Source organism: Rhodococcus sp. F64268 (assembly GCF_023015605.1).
Lineage (GTDB): Bacteria > Actinomycetota > Actinomycetes > Mycobacteriales > Mycobacteriaceae > Rhodococcus.
Window position 1 is genome coordinate 863,506 of the sequence record NZ_JALKAI010000002.1, and the last position, 16,141, is coordinate 879,646.

Sequence of the window (16,141 nt, forward strand, 5' to 3'; positions counted from 1 at the left end):
ATTCTGCTCAGGCATCGTCATCAGCCACCCAGTTCACCATGCGGTGCAGCGGGTACATGCCGTCGTGGGGGTTGCCCATCGTGCCGCGCAATGCACCGCCGAGCTTGACGAGGCGCTGTACGCCGGCGGTGGCGAGATGATCGCGGATCTCGGCCTTGCGGTGAGGTGGGTACACACCGACCGTCTGCGTCGCGACGGTTGCGTACGACGCAGCATCGCGGAGCTGAGCGATCGGAATGACATTGACTGTCTTGAAATTGGGATGGAAGTCGACCATCTCGGGAGAGCGGACGACGAGCCCGGTTCCGTCGAACTTGCCCCACACCCGGTAGTCGGGTTCGAGGTAGCGCATTCCTTCCACTGCTTCGCGGATGTCTGCATCCGGCTTCGGGCCCACTGCGGAGGCGAAATCCCGGTCGACGCCGAGACGCTCGTGCAGCAGTGCGCAGAATCGGTCGACCTGGTCGACATCGCCTTCCACACAGATGTGACGCGCTGCGAGGCATGCGTCCTGGTTGAAGATCGTGGCGTCGGCCGCCGCGAGTTCGGCGACCTCCCGCAGCGTCTCCTCCGACTCGAATGCTTCTCTGCCGATGACTGCCATCGAGACCTTGGGGTCGAACGAGATCAGGCTGAAGCCCGGCCCCGCATACTTCGCGGCGTTCTCGATCGCGGCGCCGCCGCCCCACGCAACGAGCTTGTCGAAGTACTGCGAGCGATACAGCACACCTTCGACCGATTCGTCGCCGCCGCGCCAGTAGACTGCGGAGATCGATTTCAGCACCGGATGATCGGGCGCGATGTCCGACATCGTCCGCAGTACCGCGACCGTGGTGAACGGATCGGCCGACGGCATCTTGAACACGTTGACGGCCTTGAGGAGTGCAGCATCAGCGATCGACGTCATGGCAGCGCTCGGTGAGTTGCCCGCGAGCATGTGGACCAATCGCGGCGGGAACGCGCGGATCTTGCTGACGTTGCCGTTGGGGTCGGTGTTCTCGACCCAGCCGTCGAGTACATCGAGACTTCCGAAGGTGCGCTCGAGGCGGAACTCGAGAGCCTCCTTCGTCAGGAACTGTCCCGGTCGACGGAACGTGTTCTCGATGATCCGGCGAGGCAACGCGCTGACCTGCAGCGTCATCTCGAGAGATTCCTGAAGATAGGGGTTCTTCTCCAGGGACAGCTGCCCGGCGGTCTCGACGAGGAAGTCGATGATCTCCGAGACCGGGACGTCGAAGGCGGGTCCCGGCTCGGTGCGCGGGACGAACAGCTCGTTGTACTCGATCTTGGGAGTCACGAAGGGGACTCCGAAATCGCGCGAGAGATACTCGTTGTCCTCGCCCCAGATCAACTTCCCGCGGACGAAATGCGGTACCTGGATCTTGGTGCGGGTGGGGGCAGGCGCAGTCGTGGTCATGATGTTCACTCCCCGACGATTCCGCGGACGTATGCGTCCATCGTTCCGGCACAGGTGATCTTGTCGTCGTCTCCGAGGTCGGAGTAGCGCACGATGTTCGGCAGAACGGTCTCGCCGTCGCGCCCGCACGGGCAGCGCCCCTGATCCACGGTGATCTTGTCACCCGAGATCGTGCCGCCCCAACGCCCGTCGACGGTGGTGTCGACGAATGCGGCCCGCCCTTCGACCAGGTTGCCCGATGCTTCGGCGAGTGCGTCGCCGTCCTTGTTCAGGACAAGGAGAACGATCTCCTCCGGCACGTGGTAGCGCCCCTCTTCCGGGCACTTGAACATGCGATTGTTGAGTTCCTGCATGGAGTAGTAGTGCAGGAAGCGTTCCGGAGCGATATTGAGCATCCGGTAGATCTGGTCCTGGTAGTCGTCGGGCAGGTTCGTGCCCTTGAGGCCACCGCCGCTGGTGAGACCGTTGATTCCGGTGATGTCGCCGTCCTTGACACCCCGTTCGCGGAGCACCTCGACGAGTCGGTACAGCTGCGGGAACTGCGAACTGAACAGGATGTTCTCGTTGCGTCGGGCCATGATCTGGTCGGCGTAGTGGTTCAGCTTCTGCTCCTGGAGCGCCGCACGCTCGGCTGCCTCTGCCTCGAACGACGCGATGTCGTCGGGGGCGGCAGTGCCGTCGGCCATCGCGCGACGCATCGCCGACAACCGGGACAGGTAGCGATGGAACCCTTCGGGTGCGGGCCCGTCGAACAGGGGAAGCGCGTCGGGCCGGGAGAATGAATCGATGATCAGGTCGCGCACAGCGGCATGCTGGGTCTGCCCGGTGTCGGGCCCGACCGGGATGACGTGCCATACCTTTTCGGGCGGCATTCCCAGCGATACGAAGCAATCGAGCAGGTTCTGCTTGTTGACGTCGAAGTCGCGGTAGGACTTGTTGAGGAACGAACCCTTTCCACTGGTTCCGCTCGAACTCGACACCATGTGGCCGGCCTTCTCCAGCGCACCGATCCAGCCGTCGACGTCGGTGACTTCGGAGACGTCGACGTCGTCGAGTCGGCGGGTGGACAGGGATCCCAGCCACCGATTCATCTGTTCCCACTTACCCTTGGCAATAAGTGTTTCCGGGTAGCTCTTGTAGGTGGTGTGGGGAAAGAGGAGCGGAACGATGTCCTCGCGGGAACGGATCTCGGTGATCCCCTGATCGTTCGCGCGCTGGGTCAGGACGGGAACTTGGTCCCGCCGTTCCTGGAAGTACGCGTTCAGCGTCCCGATGACGTCCTTCTGCATCGTCGCTTCTGTCACTGTGCCCTCCGGCCGTTGAGTTTCGGGAAGTCCGAGATAACTAGACTTGCGGGTATAGTTAGCGAATACCGATAACCATACTCACCGGAAAAGTTTTATGTCCATAGGCAATTTTGTTTGGCACACTCTTCAGCTATGACATCGGTGAACGAGCCGCCGCGGGCCGTGGGCGCGGGCCGGCGGCGGGGTGGCCGACCGACCAAAGAGGAAGCGGGCCGACTCGACGAAGCCGTCCGCGAGTCTGCCCTCCGATTGTTCCTCGAAAACGGTTACGAAGGCACGACGATGAATGCCATCGCCTCCGCCGCGGGAACGACGAAACCGTCTCTGTACGCACGCTTCCCCACCAAGGAAGACGTATTCCGGTCGGTACTCGGATGGGCGATGTCGCGCAGCGACTGGCCCTGGCCCGAGCCCGAGCTCCCAGATTTCGACGACCTGGAGAAGGCGCTGACCGCGATCGCCGAAACCGCCGTGCGGCGCGCCCTCGATCCGTCGATGATCAAGCTCCAACAGGTAGCGGTCGCCTATGCATCCCGCTACCCCGATATCGCCCGCAGAGCACTCGGTTCCGGGTACTGGCCACGCACGAAGCAGGTCGCCGAACTCCTCCGCCGGCACGCAGCCACCGGCGCCATCCTCGCCGACGACCCGGACACGCTCGCCGAACTGTTTCTCGGCATGGCGGCCGGCGCACCGGCGCGCCTCGCATCGTTCGGGATCATCCGCGATAATCTCGACGAGCACATCCGTGCCGCAGTCGCCTTGTTCCTGCGCAGCCTGCGCCCGGAGACGGACCGTCCGACGCCCTACGAGTAGGCCGCGATCTCGTCCAGGATCGGTAACACGACATCGTCGTCAGCAGTCGGGACGTCGACGATCACCCGCTCGACAGGCATCTGCCGAAACCTGTCCAGCACATCGGCGAGGTCGGGGCGAAGCCCCTGCAGGATTGTCACCCGGATACTGTCCGGATCGCGGCCCACCCGCTCGAATTCGACAGCGAGTTGCAACAGATCCGCCTCAAGGGTGTCGACGGGATGGTGCCCCATGGGAATCCACCCATCCGCCCACTTCGCGATCCTGCGGAATCCGATCGGACCGGACCGCGCTCCCAGCAGGAGCGGAGGGTGCGGGCGTTGCAGAGGTTTCGGCCACACCCTACTGGGCGACAACCGCACGTGCTTGCCGTCGTACGACGCTTCTTCCTCGGTCCAGAGGTTCTTCATCAGCGCGATCTTTTCTTCGACCACCGCATACTTGTCGCGAGCGTCGAACCCATGATCTTCGAACTCGTCGTTGTTCCAGCCGAAACCGACGCCCAGCACGAGGCGACCACCCGACATGACATCCAGCGTGGACACAGCCTTTGCGTAGGAAATCGGGTCGTGCCCACCGGGAAGCGCCGTGCAGGTTCCGACGGTCAGGCCCGTCGCCGCAGCGACGAACGACAAGCTCACGAGCGGGTCCCACAGGCGGAAATAACGGTCGGGTAGAACTCCGCCGCCGGGGAAGGGTGTTTCGCGGGCACTCGGAATATGTGAATGCTCCGGCACGAACAGTGATTCGAACCCACGATCCTCCGCGGCACGCGCGAGGTCGACCAAAGGCATGGACGTATCGGTTCCGCCGTAATGCAGCCCGACTCCCATGGAGTCGGTCATGTCGCGGACTCTTCGTGTCGGGCAGCAATTGCCGCCATGACACCACCGTCGACCAGGATGTCGATGCCGTTGACGAAACTCGCGCCGTCCGACAGCAGGAACGCCACAACCGTTGCGAGCTCATCGGCCTGCCCGAGTCGGCCGAGCGGCGTCGCGCGCTGCATATCAGCGATGCGCGGATTGCTCGCCGCTTCCTGGCGTCCCTGCGGAGTGTCGATCAGCCCTGGTGACACGGAGTTCGCCCGCGCCCCCACCCGGCCGAGTCGGATGGCCTCGGCGCGCGCGAACCGCTGCACCCCGTGCTTGGCCCACGAGTAGGCAATGCCCGGTTGCTCGATCGATTCGCCGACGGTCTCCCGGAGTTTGTCCAGGAACTCCCCGTCGAGCGGATCGTCCAGGACCGCACCCAGCTCCGACCCCGGATCCATCCGGCCGACCAACGGTGCCATCGACGCGAAATAGACCATGGCGGTACCGGCTGTCGCCAGCGGACGGAGCGCCTCCGCCAGCAACGCCGTACCGACGAGATCGACCGACACGATCTTCCGCCAGTCGGCCATGGTCGGCGAGATCCCCGCCGCGTGAGCGACCGAGCGGAGCGTTCCGAGTTCGGCCGCGCGGTCGGCGAGCCTGCCCAGCGCATCGGCGTCACCGACATCGGCGGCGAACGGTTCGACCACCGTCGAGTCCGACGACAGCTGCGCTGCCGCCTCCTTCGCGGAGGTTTCGTCGATGTCGACGAGCAGCATTGTGTCGACGGTGCCGACCATCCGCTGCGCGCATGTGAACCCCATACCCCGGCCACCACCGGTCACGATTCCTACGTTGCCCATTACTTCCCTCTCTCCGTCCTCGTCGGCGTGTCGACCTGCGGGGTCACTGCGGCGCCATCCAGCACTGCGACATCCCCGGTTCCGCTGCGCGGGTCACGAATTCGAGGAGGAGTCCGGATGGGCTTCGCATGAAAGCGAAGAAGAGGCTGCCGTCGGCCGCACGTCGGGTTGCTTCCGTGCTGTAGCCCTGGGCGGCGAACTCGTCGCGATCGGCATCGACGTCGTCGGACCAGTAGCCGAGGTGGTGGATACCCGGGACCGCCTCCCACAGAGGTGCCGACACACTCCGGACGAGTTCGATGCGCGGTTCTGTGATCGAGAACGCGCATCTCAGGTCGACCACATGATCGCCGGTGGGCAGCGTCACCGCTACTTCCCCACCGACCTCGGGACCCCATTCATAACCGAAGAGCTGGGAGAACTCCGCCTTGGCCGCGACCAGATCATCGGTCACGACACCCATGTGGAATAGGTCTTGGGCTTTCAATTCGATGCCTTTCGTCGCGGGCTGTTCCAAACCGACTTCAGTCGTGTAAGAATAGCATTCTGAAAACTACGAATTAAGATTCTTGGAATCAGAGAGGAGCCGGGCAATGGCGTGGGACTTCGAAACCGACCCCGAATACCAGGAAAAACTGGACTGGGCCGACGCCTTCGTGCGCGACGAGGTCGAGCCGCTGGACCTGGTGTGGGAACACGAGCAGTTCGTACCCCTCGACGGCCTGCGACGCAAGGCCATCGATCCGCTCAAGCAACGGGTTCGCGAACAGGGCCTGTGGGCCACACACCTCGGCCCCGAGCTCGGCGGGCAGGGCTACGGACAGCTCAAACTCGCACTGCTCAACGAGATCCTCGGACGCTCGTCGTGGGCACCGATCGTCTTCGGATGCCAGGCACCCGATACCGGCAACGCCGAGATCATCGCGCACTACGGCACACCCGAACAGAAGAAGAAGTACCTGCAGCCACTGCTCGACGGCGAACTCTTCTCCACCTACTCGATGACCGAGCCGCAAGGCGGCGCCGACGTCGCGCAGTTCCGCACCCGAGCGGTCAAGGACGGCACCGACTGGGTCATCAACGGCTGGAAGTACTTCTCCTCCAACGCCAAGACGGCCTCGTTCCTGATCGTGATGGCCGTGACCGACACCGAGGTACCGGTACACAAGGGCATGTCGATGTTCCTCGTGCCGGCCGACACCCCGGGCATCGAGATCGTGCGTAACGTCGGCCTGTACGGCGAGCCGATGAACGGTGGCAGCCACGCGCTCATCCACTACCAGGACGTACGGGTACCCGCCGACGCCCTTCTCGGCGGCGAAGGTCAGGCGTTCGCCGTCGCCCAGACCCGTCTCGGTGGCGGCCGCATCCACCACGCGATGCGGACGATCGGACTCGCCCAGAAGGCCCTCGACATGATGTGCGAGCGGGCACTGAGTCGCGAGACCGCAGGCAGCAGACTCGCCGACAAACAGACCATCCAGGGTTACATCGCCGACTCCTACGCGCAGCTGACGCAGTTCCGCCTGTTCGTGCTCCATACCGCGTGGAAGATCGACAAGTACAACGACTACAAGAAGCTCCGCAAGGACATCGCCACGGCAAAGATCGTGATGCCGACCGTGCTGCACGACATCGCCTGGCGCGCAATGCAGGTCCATGGCGCACTCGGTGTCACCAACGAGATGCCGTTCTTCAAGATGATCCACGGCGCCGCCGTGATGGGTCTGGCCGACGGCCCGACCGAGGTCCACAAGACGACCGTTGCAAAACAGGTCCTGCGCGACTACAGCGCAACCGACGACCTGTGGCCCACGCAGTGGCTTCCGCGCAAGCAGGACGAAGCCCGCGCAAAGTACGCCGAATACCTCGAACTGGAAGTGGGGAACCTGTGATCGACACCGATCGACTCGCCGCATGGATGGACGATCAGGGCCTGCCCGGCAAGGGGGCACCGCTCGAAGCCAAGTACCTTTCCGGCGGCACCCAGAACGAGATCTACAAACTCGACCGCGACGGCTTCACCTGCGTCATCCGGATCCCGCCCACCGGTGCGCCCGCCGACCGCGACAGCGGAATCATTCGTGAATGGCGGATCATCCAGGCACTCGACGGCACAGACGTCCCCCATACCGCTGCGGTCGCAGCCTGTGAGGACACTTCGGTTCTGGGCCGTTCGTTCTACCTCATGGGATACGTCGACGGCTGGTCGCCGATGGATCAACACGGCGTGTGGCCCGAGCCGTACAACAGCGATCTGTCCACACGTCCGGGTCTCGCGTACCAGCTCGCCGAGGGCATCGCGCTGCTGTCCAAGGTCGACTGGAAGGCGCAGGGCCTGCATGACCTCGGGCGTCCCGACGGATTCCACGACCGTCAGGTCGACCGCTGGACCCGCTTCTTCGACCGCATCAAAGCCCGCGAGCTCGACGGAATCGATGTCGCCACCAAGTGGCTGCAGGCGCATCGCCCACTCGACTACGTCCCGGGTCTGATGCACGGCGACTACCAATTCGCGAACGTGATGTTCGAGCACGGCGCACCCGCGAAGCTCGCTGCCCTCGTCGACTGGGAGATGGGCACCGTCGGCGATCCGAAGCTCGACCTCGGCTGGATGCTGATGAACTGGCCCGAGGACATGACCGTCGAAGGCGCAGGCCAGGGCGGCTACGCCGATCTTCGAGGAATGCCCGACCGCGCAAAGATGGTCCAGCACTACTCGGAGGTTTCCGGCCGTCAGGTCGACGACCTCGATTACTACCTGATCCTCGCCAAGTGGAAGCTTGCAATCATTCTCGAGCAGGGCTACCAGCGCGCCGGTGACGATCCCAAGCTGCAGTCATTCGGTCCGGTGGTCGTCAGCGCGATGCGTGAGGCCGCCGAGCTCGCCGAGTCGACCGACTACAAGGGGTGACAGCGGAAATGACCGAACTCGTACAAGAGCAGCACGGTGCGGTTCTCCTCCTGAGGCTGAACCGCCCCGAGGCACGTAATGCGCTTACCAGCGCGCTGATCAACGGGATCGGCGCGGCGGTCGAAGAAGCCGAGTCCGACCCAGAGATCCGCGCGATCGTCCTCACCGGCACCGGTGACCGGGCGTTCTGCTCCGGCATGGACCTGAGGGCATTCGCCAACGGCGACAAGATCGGATTGGACTCCGGCCCCGGCGCCTCCTACGCACGGTTCGCCAGGGGCGAGACCGACATCCCCGTGATCGGTGCCGCCAACGGCACCGCGATCGGCGGCGGGCTCGAACTCCTTCTCGGAAGTGATCTCATCGTCGCCTCGTCGGCCGCGAAATTCGGTCTTCCCGAGGTGAAGCGGGGTCTGTTCCCGGCCGGCGGCGGGACGAATCTCGGGACGAGGATCCCGCGGGCAGCCGCCATGGAACTGACGCTCACCGGCGATCTGATCACCGCGCAGCGAGGCTACGAACTCGGCCTGATCAACGAGGTCGTCGAACCGGAGGCAGTGCAGTCGGCCGCGCTCGCGCTCGCCGAACGCATTGCGGCGAACGCCCCACTGGGCCTTGCCGCGGTCAAGGAACTCGTCCGGCTCGCACAATCCGATCCGGCTCGGGCAGACGAGAGGCTGGGACACTGGCAGAGTGTCGTCTTCTCCAGCGACGACGCCAAGGAAGGCGCATCCGCGTTCGTCGAGAAGCGCGCACCGGTCTGGCGAGGGCGGTAGCGGGTATGCGCGCTGCGATCTGCTCCGAATACGGGGAGCCCGAGGTGGTCCGGATCGACGAGATCGCCTCGCCCTCCCTCGAACCGGGTCATGTGCGGGTCCGGGTCGGCGCTGCCGCGGTCAACTTTCCCGATGTGCTGGTGGTCGCCGACAAATACCAGATCAGCGTGCCCACGCCGTTCGTCCCCGGTAGCGAGTTCGCAGGGGTCGTGGAGGAGGTCGCCGACGACGTCGGCGACCTCGCGGTCGGCGATCGGGTGAGCGGCACCGGCATCGTCGGCGCCTTCGCGGAGGAGATCGCAGCAAAGGCCGTGTCGCTGAGACGGATACCCGACGGCGTCGACGACCACACCGCAGCAGCGTTCGGCGTCGCACATCGCACTGCGTATCACACGCTTCGGTCGGTGGCCCGGATCCGGCCCGGCGAAACACTCGTAGTGCTGGGGGCCGGCGGCGGCGTCGGACTGGCCGCGGTCCAGCTAGGAGCGGTTCTGGGAGCGACCGTTGTCGCTGTGGCCTCGTCGGCCGACAAGCTCGAGGTCGCAGCGTCCTACGGTGCGAAGCATCTCGTCGATCATCGCGCGGGTGAACTTCGCGCACTGCTGAAGGACGTCGCTCGCGAGGGGGCCGACGTCGTCGTCGATCCGGTGGGCGGCGACCTGTCCGAACCGGCTCTCCGGAGTCTGCGAAGAGGCGGACGTTTCATCACCGTCGGATACGCCTCGGGAACCATCCCTCGAATACCGCTCAATCTCGTTCTGGTGAAGGGTATTCGGATCCAGGGCTTCCAGTTCCAGGACCTGGACCCGGACGAGTTCCGCCGCAACGAGGACGAACTGGTCGATCTTCTCGTCTCAGGGCGAGCCGTGCCGCACATCGGTGCGATCTATTCGCTCGACGACGCCGTCGGTGCCCTTCGTCTGGTAGGTGACGGGCAGGCCATCGGCAAGGTGGTCATCGACCTTCAGCAGGCCTGACCGACTGCATACGACGTCCCGGCGCTCATCGAGTGCCGGGACGCTTGTCATTTCGGGGCTGTGAGCCGTCGAGGCTTCGTCACGCGGGTCGGTCAGACCGACGTGAGGTGACCCGACTTGGATGAGGTGAAACCGGAGGTCCGGAAGGACTCGATGGGTGCGATCACAGGTTCGCGGACCGCCGCTGCGACGAGTGCATGCCGCTTGAATACCTGTGCAGCCCTGCTCATACAGTATTCCGACGCCGAGAACCTGGCATCGATCTCTGCCGGGAGCTCATCGCCCCACATGCTGAACTTCGTCGATCCGCGATCGAGAAGCCGGTCCAGACCTGCACGGATGCGCTCGTCGGACGAGTAGAGTTCGGCCGATGCCACCAGCGCTTCAGGAACCATGCCGTGCTCGGTCCCCAATACCGAGTCGAGATCGATGACTCGGGCCCCGAGGATCTCGAGCGGGCGGATGTCTTGATGCTCCCGGGCCAGGACCGTGACTTCCCATCCCGCGAGAACCTGGTCGTAGAGCCACCCTCCGACGTTGCGCACGGTATCGACCACACGTGGCGCGACGATGACGATGCGGTGTCTCAGACTGTGCTGCTGGGCATGAGCTGTTGCTCGAGCGACTGTGTGAAGTCCTCGAAGATCTCGGCTATCGGGAGCGAACGATCGAGCAGCCATGAGGTTTCCATTCCGTTGAGGAAAGCGACGATTTCCACCGCTTTGACGGCTGGGTTCACATCCATCCGATACCGCCCGGCGTGTTGACCACGTCGGATACCCGCCTCGATTGTGTCGATCGCGGCGCGGTGTCGAACGAGTAGGCGATCGTGCAGTGGAGCATCCGGCTCCAGGTTCTCGATCAGGAGTACAGCAAACATCCCGACCAGTTCAGGGGACTTCTCGAAACGCAAGTACAGTCTCCTGATCTGCTCGAGTGGATCTCCCGAACGATCAGCACGTGCATCATCGTCTGCATCCCGTGCGTCGAGCACGGCATGCAGCAACTGGTCCTTGGACTGGAAGTGATGCAGCAGACCCGCGGGCGTGATGCCCACGGCCCGTGCGATCTGAGCGAGGCTCGTGCTGCGCCACCCGTTCCTCGCCAACAACCGCTGAGCTGCACTGAGTATCAGCTCTCTGCGGTCCTCACCCTTGGCGAGAAGCGTGTCGTACGCCCTTTGCACGGTGCCTCTCTCCTTCACGTCCCCAACCTACTGAACACACAGTAGGTCGGTTTGCCGGATGTGACAAGGGTCTCAAGCCGAGAATTTTGCCGGCCGGATCACAGATGTGACGTCCTATGTGCCGAGGAGTTCGACAACAGTGGCATTCGCCGTGCCGCCGCCTTCGCACATGGTCTGGAGACCGTATCGAATTCCGTTGTCGCGCATGTGATGAATCATCCGAGTCATCAACACGGCACCCGAACCTCCGAGCGGATGCCCGAGGGAGATCGCCCCTCCGAGCGGGTTGAGCAGCTCCGGATCGGCGCCGGTCTCGGCCAGCCACGCCAATGGAACCGACGCGAACGCCTCATTGACTTCGAACACTCCGACATCCTTCAGGCCGATCCCCGCCTTCACGAGAGCCTTCTCGGTAGCCGGGATCGGACCGGTGAGCATGAGCACCGGATCGGCGCCCGCCACCGCGCCCGCCCGATATCGGACGAGCGGGGTCAAGCCCAACTCACGAGCCTTCTCCGGTGTGGTCACGAGCAGTGCCGCAGCACCGTCGGAGATCTGCGACGAGTTTCCGGCGTGGATCACACCGTCGTCGGCGAAAGCGGGCTTCAGACCGGCGAGTTTCTCGACCGTGGTACCGCGACGAATCCCTTCGTCGACACTGACCGTGCCCTCGTCGGTGACCACCGGCACGATCTGCGCCTCGAATGCCCCGCGGTCCTGCGCTGCCGCGGCACGCTCGTGCGAGATCGCCGAGTACTCGTCGAGCCGAGTGCGCGACAATCCCCATTTCTGGGCGATCTTCTCCGCGGAAATTCCCTGGTTGAATGCGAATCCGTCGTAGCGCGCCAGCGCACGAGGCCCGTACGGTTGCCCGGAGGCACGCGCCGAGCCGAGCGGGACACGGCTCATGACCTCGACGCCGCCGGCGACAACAACGTCCTGCTGACCCGACATCACGGCCTGGGCTGCGAAATCGATCGACTGCTGGCTCGACCCGCACGCCCGGTTGATGGTGGTACCCGGGATGGACTCCGGCCATCCGGCAGCGAGTACCGAATAGCGGCCGATATTGCTCGACTGGTCGCCCACCTGCGATACGCAACCCCAGATGACGTCGTCGACGACCCCGGGATCGATGCCGGTGCGCTCGACCAGCGCCTCGAGTACGAGCGCCGACAGGTCTGCCGGGTGCACACCGGCCAGCCCACCGTTGCGCTTGCCTACCGGGGTGCGGACAGCCGCAGCGACGACCACTTCACGCATTCGAATTCTCCTGATTCCAAGTGTTTTTGCCGGCCATCCGCCGAGCATCGGTCATCACGGCACCGATCCGATCGCGCCCTGCTCGCGGAGACGATCGATCTCGTCGGGGCGGAAACCGAAGTCCGCGAGGATCGAGTCGGTGTGTTCGCCCAAGCCGGGTACGGGTGCCATCGGCGGCTCGTAGCCTTCGATCACCGGTGGCGGAAGAATCGCCTCGACGGGTCCGTTCGGGCTCGCAACCGCCCGCCAACGATTGCGGGCGGCCAGTTGCGGATGATCGATGACGTCCCGGGGCGTGTTGTAACGCGAGTTGCCGATACCCGCCTCGTCGGCGATCTTCTGTACATGGTCGAGCGGGTGCTGTGCGCACCACGCCGAGATGGCCTCGTCGAGTTCGGCGCGGTGCTCGCACCGTCCCGTGTTGGTCGAGAACCGCTGGTCGTCGGCGAGATCGTCGCGCCCGATGATCTCGCGCGCCAGACGCTGCCACTCACGATCATTGGTCGTACCGAGCACCACGATCCGGTCGTCCGCGGTGCGATACGACCCGTACGGCGCGACGGCAGGCGAGCTCATCCCCAGTGGTTGCTGTTCGACACCGGAGTAGCGGGTGTACGTCAACGGGTAGCCCATGATGTCCGCCATCGTGTCGAACAGACTCACCGACACCTTCGACAGGCCGCCGCCGCGGCCCCGGTTTCGTTCCCGGCCGCACAGCAACGCGAGAATCGACAATGCCGAATACAGCCCGGTGCTGATATCCGCGACCGGCGGACCCGGCTTCGCGGGCTGCCCAGGAAAGCCGGTGACGGAGCATGCCCCCGATTCGGCCTGAATGAGCAGGTCGTATGCGCGCTTGTGCGACAGTGGACCGTCGGGACCGTATCCGTCGATCTCGACCGCGATCAGGTCGGGGTACCGCCCGGCCAGATCCTCCGGCGAGAGCCCGAGCCGCGCCATGGCGCCAGGTGCAAGGTTCGACACGAGAGCGTCCGCGCGCGCCAGCAGGCAGTGGAGCGCCCCGAGTCCGCCCTCGGTCTTCAGGTCGAGGGTGATCGATTCCTTGCCGCGGTTGGCCCAGACGAAGTGCGCCGCCATTCCGTTGACGACATCGTCGTAGTCGCGCGCGAAATCGCCCCCCTTGGGGTTCTCGACCTTGATCACACGCGCACCGAAGTCGGCCAGGACGCGGGTGCACATGGGCGCGGAGACCGCCTGTTCGAGGGTCACCACGGTGACCCCGGCGAGCGGGGCCTCCATCAGTAACTCCTCGGCAGTCCGAGGGTGTGGGACCCGAGGTAGTTCAGGATCATCTCCTGGCTGACCGGGGCTATCCGCATCACGCGTGCCTCACGGAAGTACCGCGACACGTTGTACTCCTCGGAGTAGCCCATTCCGCCGTGGGTCTGGAGCGCTCGATCGGCCGCAGCGAAACCGGCTTCCGCACAGAGATATTTGGCGGTGTTGGCCTCACGACCGCACGGCTTGCCGTTGTCGTAGAGCCAGGTGGCCTTACGCAGGACGAGTTCGGCCGCGTCGAGGTGCGCAAGCGCATCGGCAAGAGGGAACTGGATGCCCTGGTTCATGCCGATGGGACGTCCGAACACTTCACGCTCGTTGCCGTACTGCACGGCCTTCTCCAGCGCGACACGACCGATGCCGAGGGCTTCCGACGCAATCAGCATCCGCTCGGGGTTGAGTCCGTCGAGCAGGTACTTGAACCCTTGCCCCTCTTCACCGACGCGATCCTCGACAGGGACCACGAGGTTGTCGATGAACAGTTCGTTGGAGGTGACCGCATTGCGTCCCATTTTCTTGATGGGCCGGATATCGATCTTGCTGCGGTCGAGATCGGTGAGAAAAAGCGTCATTCCGTCGGTCTTCTTCTCGACCTCGTCGTAGCGCTGGGTGCGAGTCAGGAGGAGAATCTTCTCCGATTCGACGGCCTTGGAGATCCACACCTTGCGGCCGTTGACGATGTACTTGTCTCCGTCGCGCTTCGCGAACGTGGTGATACGCGAGGTGTCGAGGCCGGCACCCGGCTCGGTCACGCCGAAGCAGACATGCAGGTCACCGTTGACGATGCGGGGCAGTGTGCGCGCCTTCATCTCGTCCGTACCGTGCTTGACGACGGGCTGCATTCCGAAGATGTTGAGGTGGATCGCGCTCGCGGCGTTCATCGCACCGCCGGATCGGGCGATCTCCTCGAGGAGGATCGTTGCCTCCGTGATACCGAGACCGTGCCCGCCGTACTCCTCGGGCATCGTGATGCCCATCCAGCCGCCGTCGGCGAGCATCTTGTAGAACTCCGTCGGGAACTCGTGGGCGAGGTCCTTTTCCATCCAGTACTGGTCGTCGAAGTTCTTCATCAGCTCGGCAACGGATTTGCGGATCAGTTCCTGATCCTCACTCAGCGCGAAGCTCATTCCACCCATAGTCGACACTTCCTGCCGTCGTTGCGGGACCACGCACTGCGCAACTACGGCAGCACGCCCGGCCCATCTTCAGTTCTGCGATCGAACGAATCAATCGGAGGCGGGCAACGCCTTTGCTGCCTTGATCGTCATCGGAACACCGCCGTACGACAGTTCACCGGTTCCGGGTGACGTACACAGCACCTCGATCGTTCCGTCGGCGTCGACGTATCGCTTACCCAGAAGGGTGACCACGTCGCCGTCGGGCTTGGAATCCGGCTTGCCGGGGGGAGCCGCGATCATCGGGCTTCCACCACAGGCGATCTCCTGCACGCCTTCTGCGGGTGCACGCACGACCACTACACGAGTGGTGCAGACGGCGCTGGCCAGTTGCCCACCAGGGCGCAGGGTTGCAGTCACGGGGAACCTCTCTTTCGGCAGACGGTCTGCGCACGTCGGACCACCGACGCGCAACACACTGTGCTCTCTCTTTAAGGAAACTATCTTCTCTAATCCGGAGAATCAATATGCTCCCGAGCTTCAGGTATCAGGCCACCTCGCGGACGATCCAACAGACCTGGTAGGTAGCGCCACCCCAAGGCGTAGTCGGAACATGCTCGTCAGCAGCACATTCGCCCGACACGACACGTTTTGTTGACTATCCGGTGCAGCCATGAGAATCTAGCATCCGTAAACGAGAATATGATTCTCAAGAGGAGGAGTTCGGCATGGCCGTAGTGCCCCCGCTGCCGGCAGACCAATGGGACGAGCGTGTCGATTCCGCATTGAGAGGGCTGATGCCCCGCCACATGCGCAATCCGAAAGACGCCGGCACCGCGATGGCGACGCTCGTGCGACACCCGGACCTGACCAAAGCATTCCTCGGGTTCAGCGTGCATCTACTCTTCCGGTCGACGCTGCCGCCGCGACTACGCGAAATGACGATCCTGCGCGTGGCGCAGGTGTACGAGTGCGAGTACGAGCGCAGCCATCACATCCTGATGGCAGAGGAAGAAGGCGCCCTGACCCGACCGGAGATCAAGGCCGCACTGGCAGGCACCGCAGACGACGAGTTCGAGAATCGCCTCCTCGCAGCGGTCGACGAGCTCCACCAGAAGGCCGCACTGTCCGAGCAGACATGGAATGCGCTCGGAGAGAAACTCAGCGAGCAGCAGCGGATGGACTTCATCTTCACCGTAGGCGGATACGGCCTTCTGGCCATGGCCTACAACACATTCGGCATCGAGTTCGAAAGCGAAAGGTAGAGCCTTGCCACACTTCACCAAACCGGCCGCAGGAAGCTGGACCGAGAACTACCCCGAAATCGGCACCGCCCCGGTCGACTACACCGACTCCATCGACCCCGCCTTCTTCGAAGCCGAACGCGAAGCAA

General features: G+C 64.0%; 17 protein-coding genes and 1 pseudogene. 7 read left to right on the forward strand and 11 right to left on the reverse strand.

Translation table 11 applies throughout. The annotated features are described in order from the left end of the window. Nucleotides 1–7 precede the first annotated feature (7 nt). A complete protein-coding gene (locus tag MWU77_RS08370; protein WP_206039690.1) occupies nucleotides 8–1,417 on the reverse strand; it encodes an acyl-CoA reductase in 1,410 nt (469 codons plus the stop codon). Nucleotides 1,418–1,422: 5 nt separating this feature from the next. Further along, nucleotides 1,423–2,721, reverse strand: a complete 1,299-nt coding sequence (locus tag MWU77_RS08375) for a hypothetical protein (RefSeq protein WP_169687399.1) — start codon at nucleotides 2,719–2,721, stop codon at nucleotides 1,423–1,425. A gap of 135 nt (nucleotides 2,722–2,856) precedes the next feature. Between MWU77_RS08375 and MWU77_RS08380 the strand changes: the two genes are divergently transcribed. Beyond that, entirely contained in the window at nucleotides 2,857–3,540 is a 684-nt protein-coding gene (locus MWU77_RS08380) for a TetR/AcrR family transcriptional regulator (protein WP_247273405.1), read from the forward strand. Here MWU77_RS08380 and MWU77_RS08385 read toward each other — a convergent pair. The 3 genes from MWU77_RS08385 to MWU77_RS08395 are packed head-to-tail and all read right to left on the reverse strand — an operon-like array spanning nucleotide 3,531 to nucleotide 5,681. Continuing rightward, a complete protein-coding gene (locus MWU77_RS08385; RefSeq protein ID WP_247273406.1) occupies nucleotides 3,531–4,385 on the reverse strand; it encodes an LLM class F420-dependent oxidoreductase in 855 nt (284 codons plus the stop codon). The genes MWU77_RS08380 and MWU77_RS08385 overlap by 10 nt on opposite strands. Next, entirely contained in the window at nucleotides 4,382–5,218 is an 837-nt protein-coding gene (locus MWU77_RS08390) for an SDR family oxidoreductase (RefSeq protein ID WP_247273407.1), read from the reverse strand. Before MWU77_RS08390 ends, MWU77_RS08385 begins: the two co-directional genes overlap by 4 nt. A 43-nt stretch (nucleotides 5,219–5,261) precedes the next feature. Beyond that, nucleotides 5,262–5,681: a VOC family protein gene (locus MWU77_RS08395; protein WP_247273408.1), complete on the reverse strand. Its 420-nt coding sequence runs from the start codon at nucleotides 5,679–5,681 to the stop codon at nucleotides 5,262–5,264. 130 nt (nucleotides 5,682–5,811) lie between these two features. On the opposite strand from MWU77_RS08395, the gene MWU77_RS08400 reads away from it, so the two are divergent. The 4 genes from MWU77_RS08400 to MWU77_RS08415 are packed head-to-tail and all read left to right on the forward strand — an operon-like array spanning nucleotide 5,812 to nucleotide 9,885. Further along, the gene (locus MWU77_RS08400) at nucleotides 5,812–7,113 is read left to right on the forward strand and encodes an acyl-CoA dehydrogenase family protein (RefSeq protein WP_247273409.1); all 1,302 of its coding nucleotides are present in this window, start codon (nucleotides 5,812–5,814) and stop codon (nucleotides 7,111–7,113) included. A gap of 26 nt (nucleotides 7,114–7,139) precedes the next feature. Next, a complete protein-coding gene (locus MWU77_RS08405; RefSeq protein ID WP_247273454.1) occupies nucleotides 7,140–8,132 on the forward strand; it encodes a phosphotransferase family protein in 993 nt (330 codons plus the stop codon). A gap of 8 nt (nucleotides 8,133–8,140) precedes the next feature. Further along, nucleotides 8,141–8,908, forward strand: coding sequence for an enoyl-CoA hydratase-related protein (locus MWU77_RS08410; protein ID WP_247273410.1), 768 nt, complete (start codon nucleotides 8,141–8,143; stop codon nucleotides 8,906–8,908). A gap of 5 nt (nucleotides 8,909–8,913) precedes the next feature. Then, nucleotides 8,914–9,885: an NADPH:quinone oxidoreductase family protein gene (locus MWU77_RS08415; protein ID WP_247273411.1), complete on the forward strand. Its 972-nt coding sequence runs from the start codon at nucleotides 8,914–8,916 to the stop codon at nucleotides 9,883–9,885. A gap of 92 nt (nucleotides 9,886–9,977) precedes the next feature. On the opposite strand, the gene MWU77_RS08420 is transcribed toward MWU77_RS08415, so the two are convergent. From MWU77_RS08420 to MWU77_RS08445, 6 genes are all read right to left on the reverse strand, one after another. Then, the gene (locus MWU77_RS08420) at nucleotides 9,978–10,430 is read right to left on the reverse strand and encodes a hypothetical protein (protein ID WP_169687407.1); all 453 of its coding nucleotides are present in this window, start codon (nucleotides 10,428–10,430) and stop codon (nucleotides 9,978–9,980) included. Between the two features lie 41 nt (nucleotides 10,431–10,471). Next, nucleotides 10,472–11,071 carry a TetR/AcrR family transcriptional regulator gene (locus MWU77_RS08425; RefSeq protein ID WP_169687408.1) on the reverse strand — a complete coding sequence of 200 codons (600 nt, stop codon included), beginning with the start codon at nucleotides 11,069–11,071 and terminating at the stop codon, nucleotides 10,472–10,474. 114 nt (nucleotides 11,072–11,185) lie between these two features. Further along, nucleotides 11,186–12,334: a thiolase family protein gene (locus MWU77_RS08430; protein ID WP_169687409.1), complete on the reverse strand. Its 1,149-nt coding sequence runs from the start codon at nucleotides 12,332–12,334 to the stop codon at nucleotides 11,186–11,188. Nucleotides 12,335–12,388: 54 nt separating this feature from the next. After that, on the reverse strand, nucleotides 12,389–13,594 hold the full coding sequence (locus MWU77_RS08435) for a CaiB/BaiF CoA-transferase family protein (RefSeq protein WP_247273412.1): 1,206 nt from the start codon (nucleotides 13,592–13,594) through the stop codon (nucleotides 12,389–12,391). Further along, nucleotides 13,594–14,760: an acyl-CoA dehydrogenase family protein gene (locus MWU77_RS08440; RefSeq protein WP_169687411.1), complete on the reverse strand. Its 1,167-nt coding sequence runs from the start codon at nucleotides 14,758–14,760 to the stop codon at nucleotides 13,594–13,596. Before MWU77_RS08440 ends, MWU77_RS08435 begins: the two co-directional genes overlap by 1 nt. A 99-nt stretch (nucleotides 14,761–14,859) precedes the next feature. Further along, nucleotides 14,860–15,168 carry a hypothetical protein gene (locus tag MWU77_RS08445; RefSeq protein WP_169687412.1) on the reverse strand — a complete coding sequence of 103 codons (309 nt, stop codon included), beginning with the start codon at nucleotides 15,166–15,168 and terminating at the stop codon, nucleotides 14,860–14,862. A 308-nt stretch (nucleotides 15,169–15,476) separates the two neighbouring features. Between MWU77_RS08445 and MWU77_RS08450 the strand changes: the two genes are divergently transcribed. Both MWU77_RS08450 and MWU77_RS08455 read left to right on the forward strand, forming a co-directional pair. Next, nucleotides 15,477–16,013, forward strand: coding sequence for a carboxymuconolactone decarboxylase family protein (locus MWU77_RS08450; protein ID WP_247273413.1), 537 nt, complete (start codon nucleotides 15,477–15,479; stop codon nucleotides 16,011–16,013). 4 nt (nucleotides 16,014–16,017) lie between these two features. Next, nucleotides 16,018–16,141: pseudogene (locus tag MWU77_RS08455) on the forward strand (aromatic ring-hydroxylating dioxygenase subunit alpha); the annotation flags it as partial.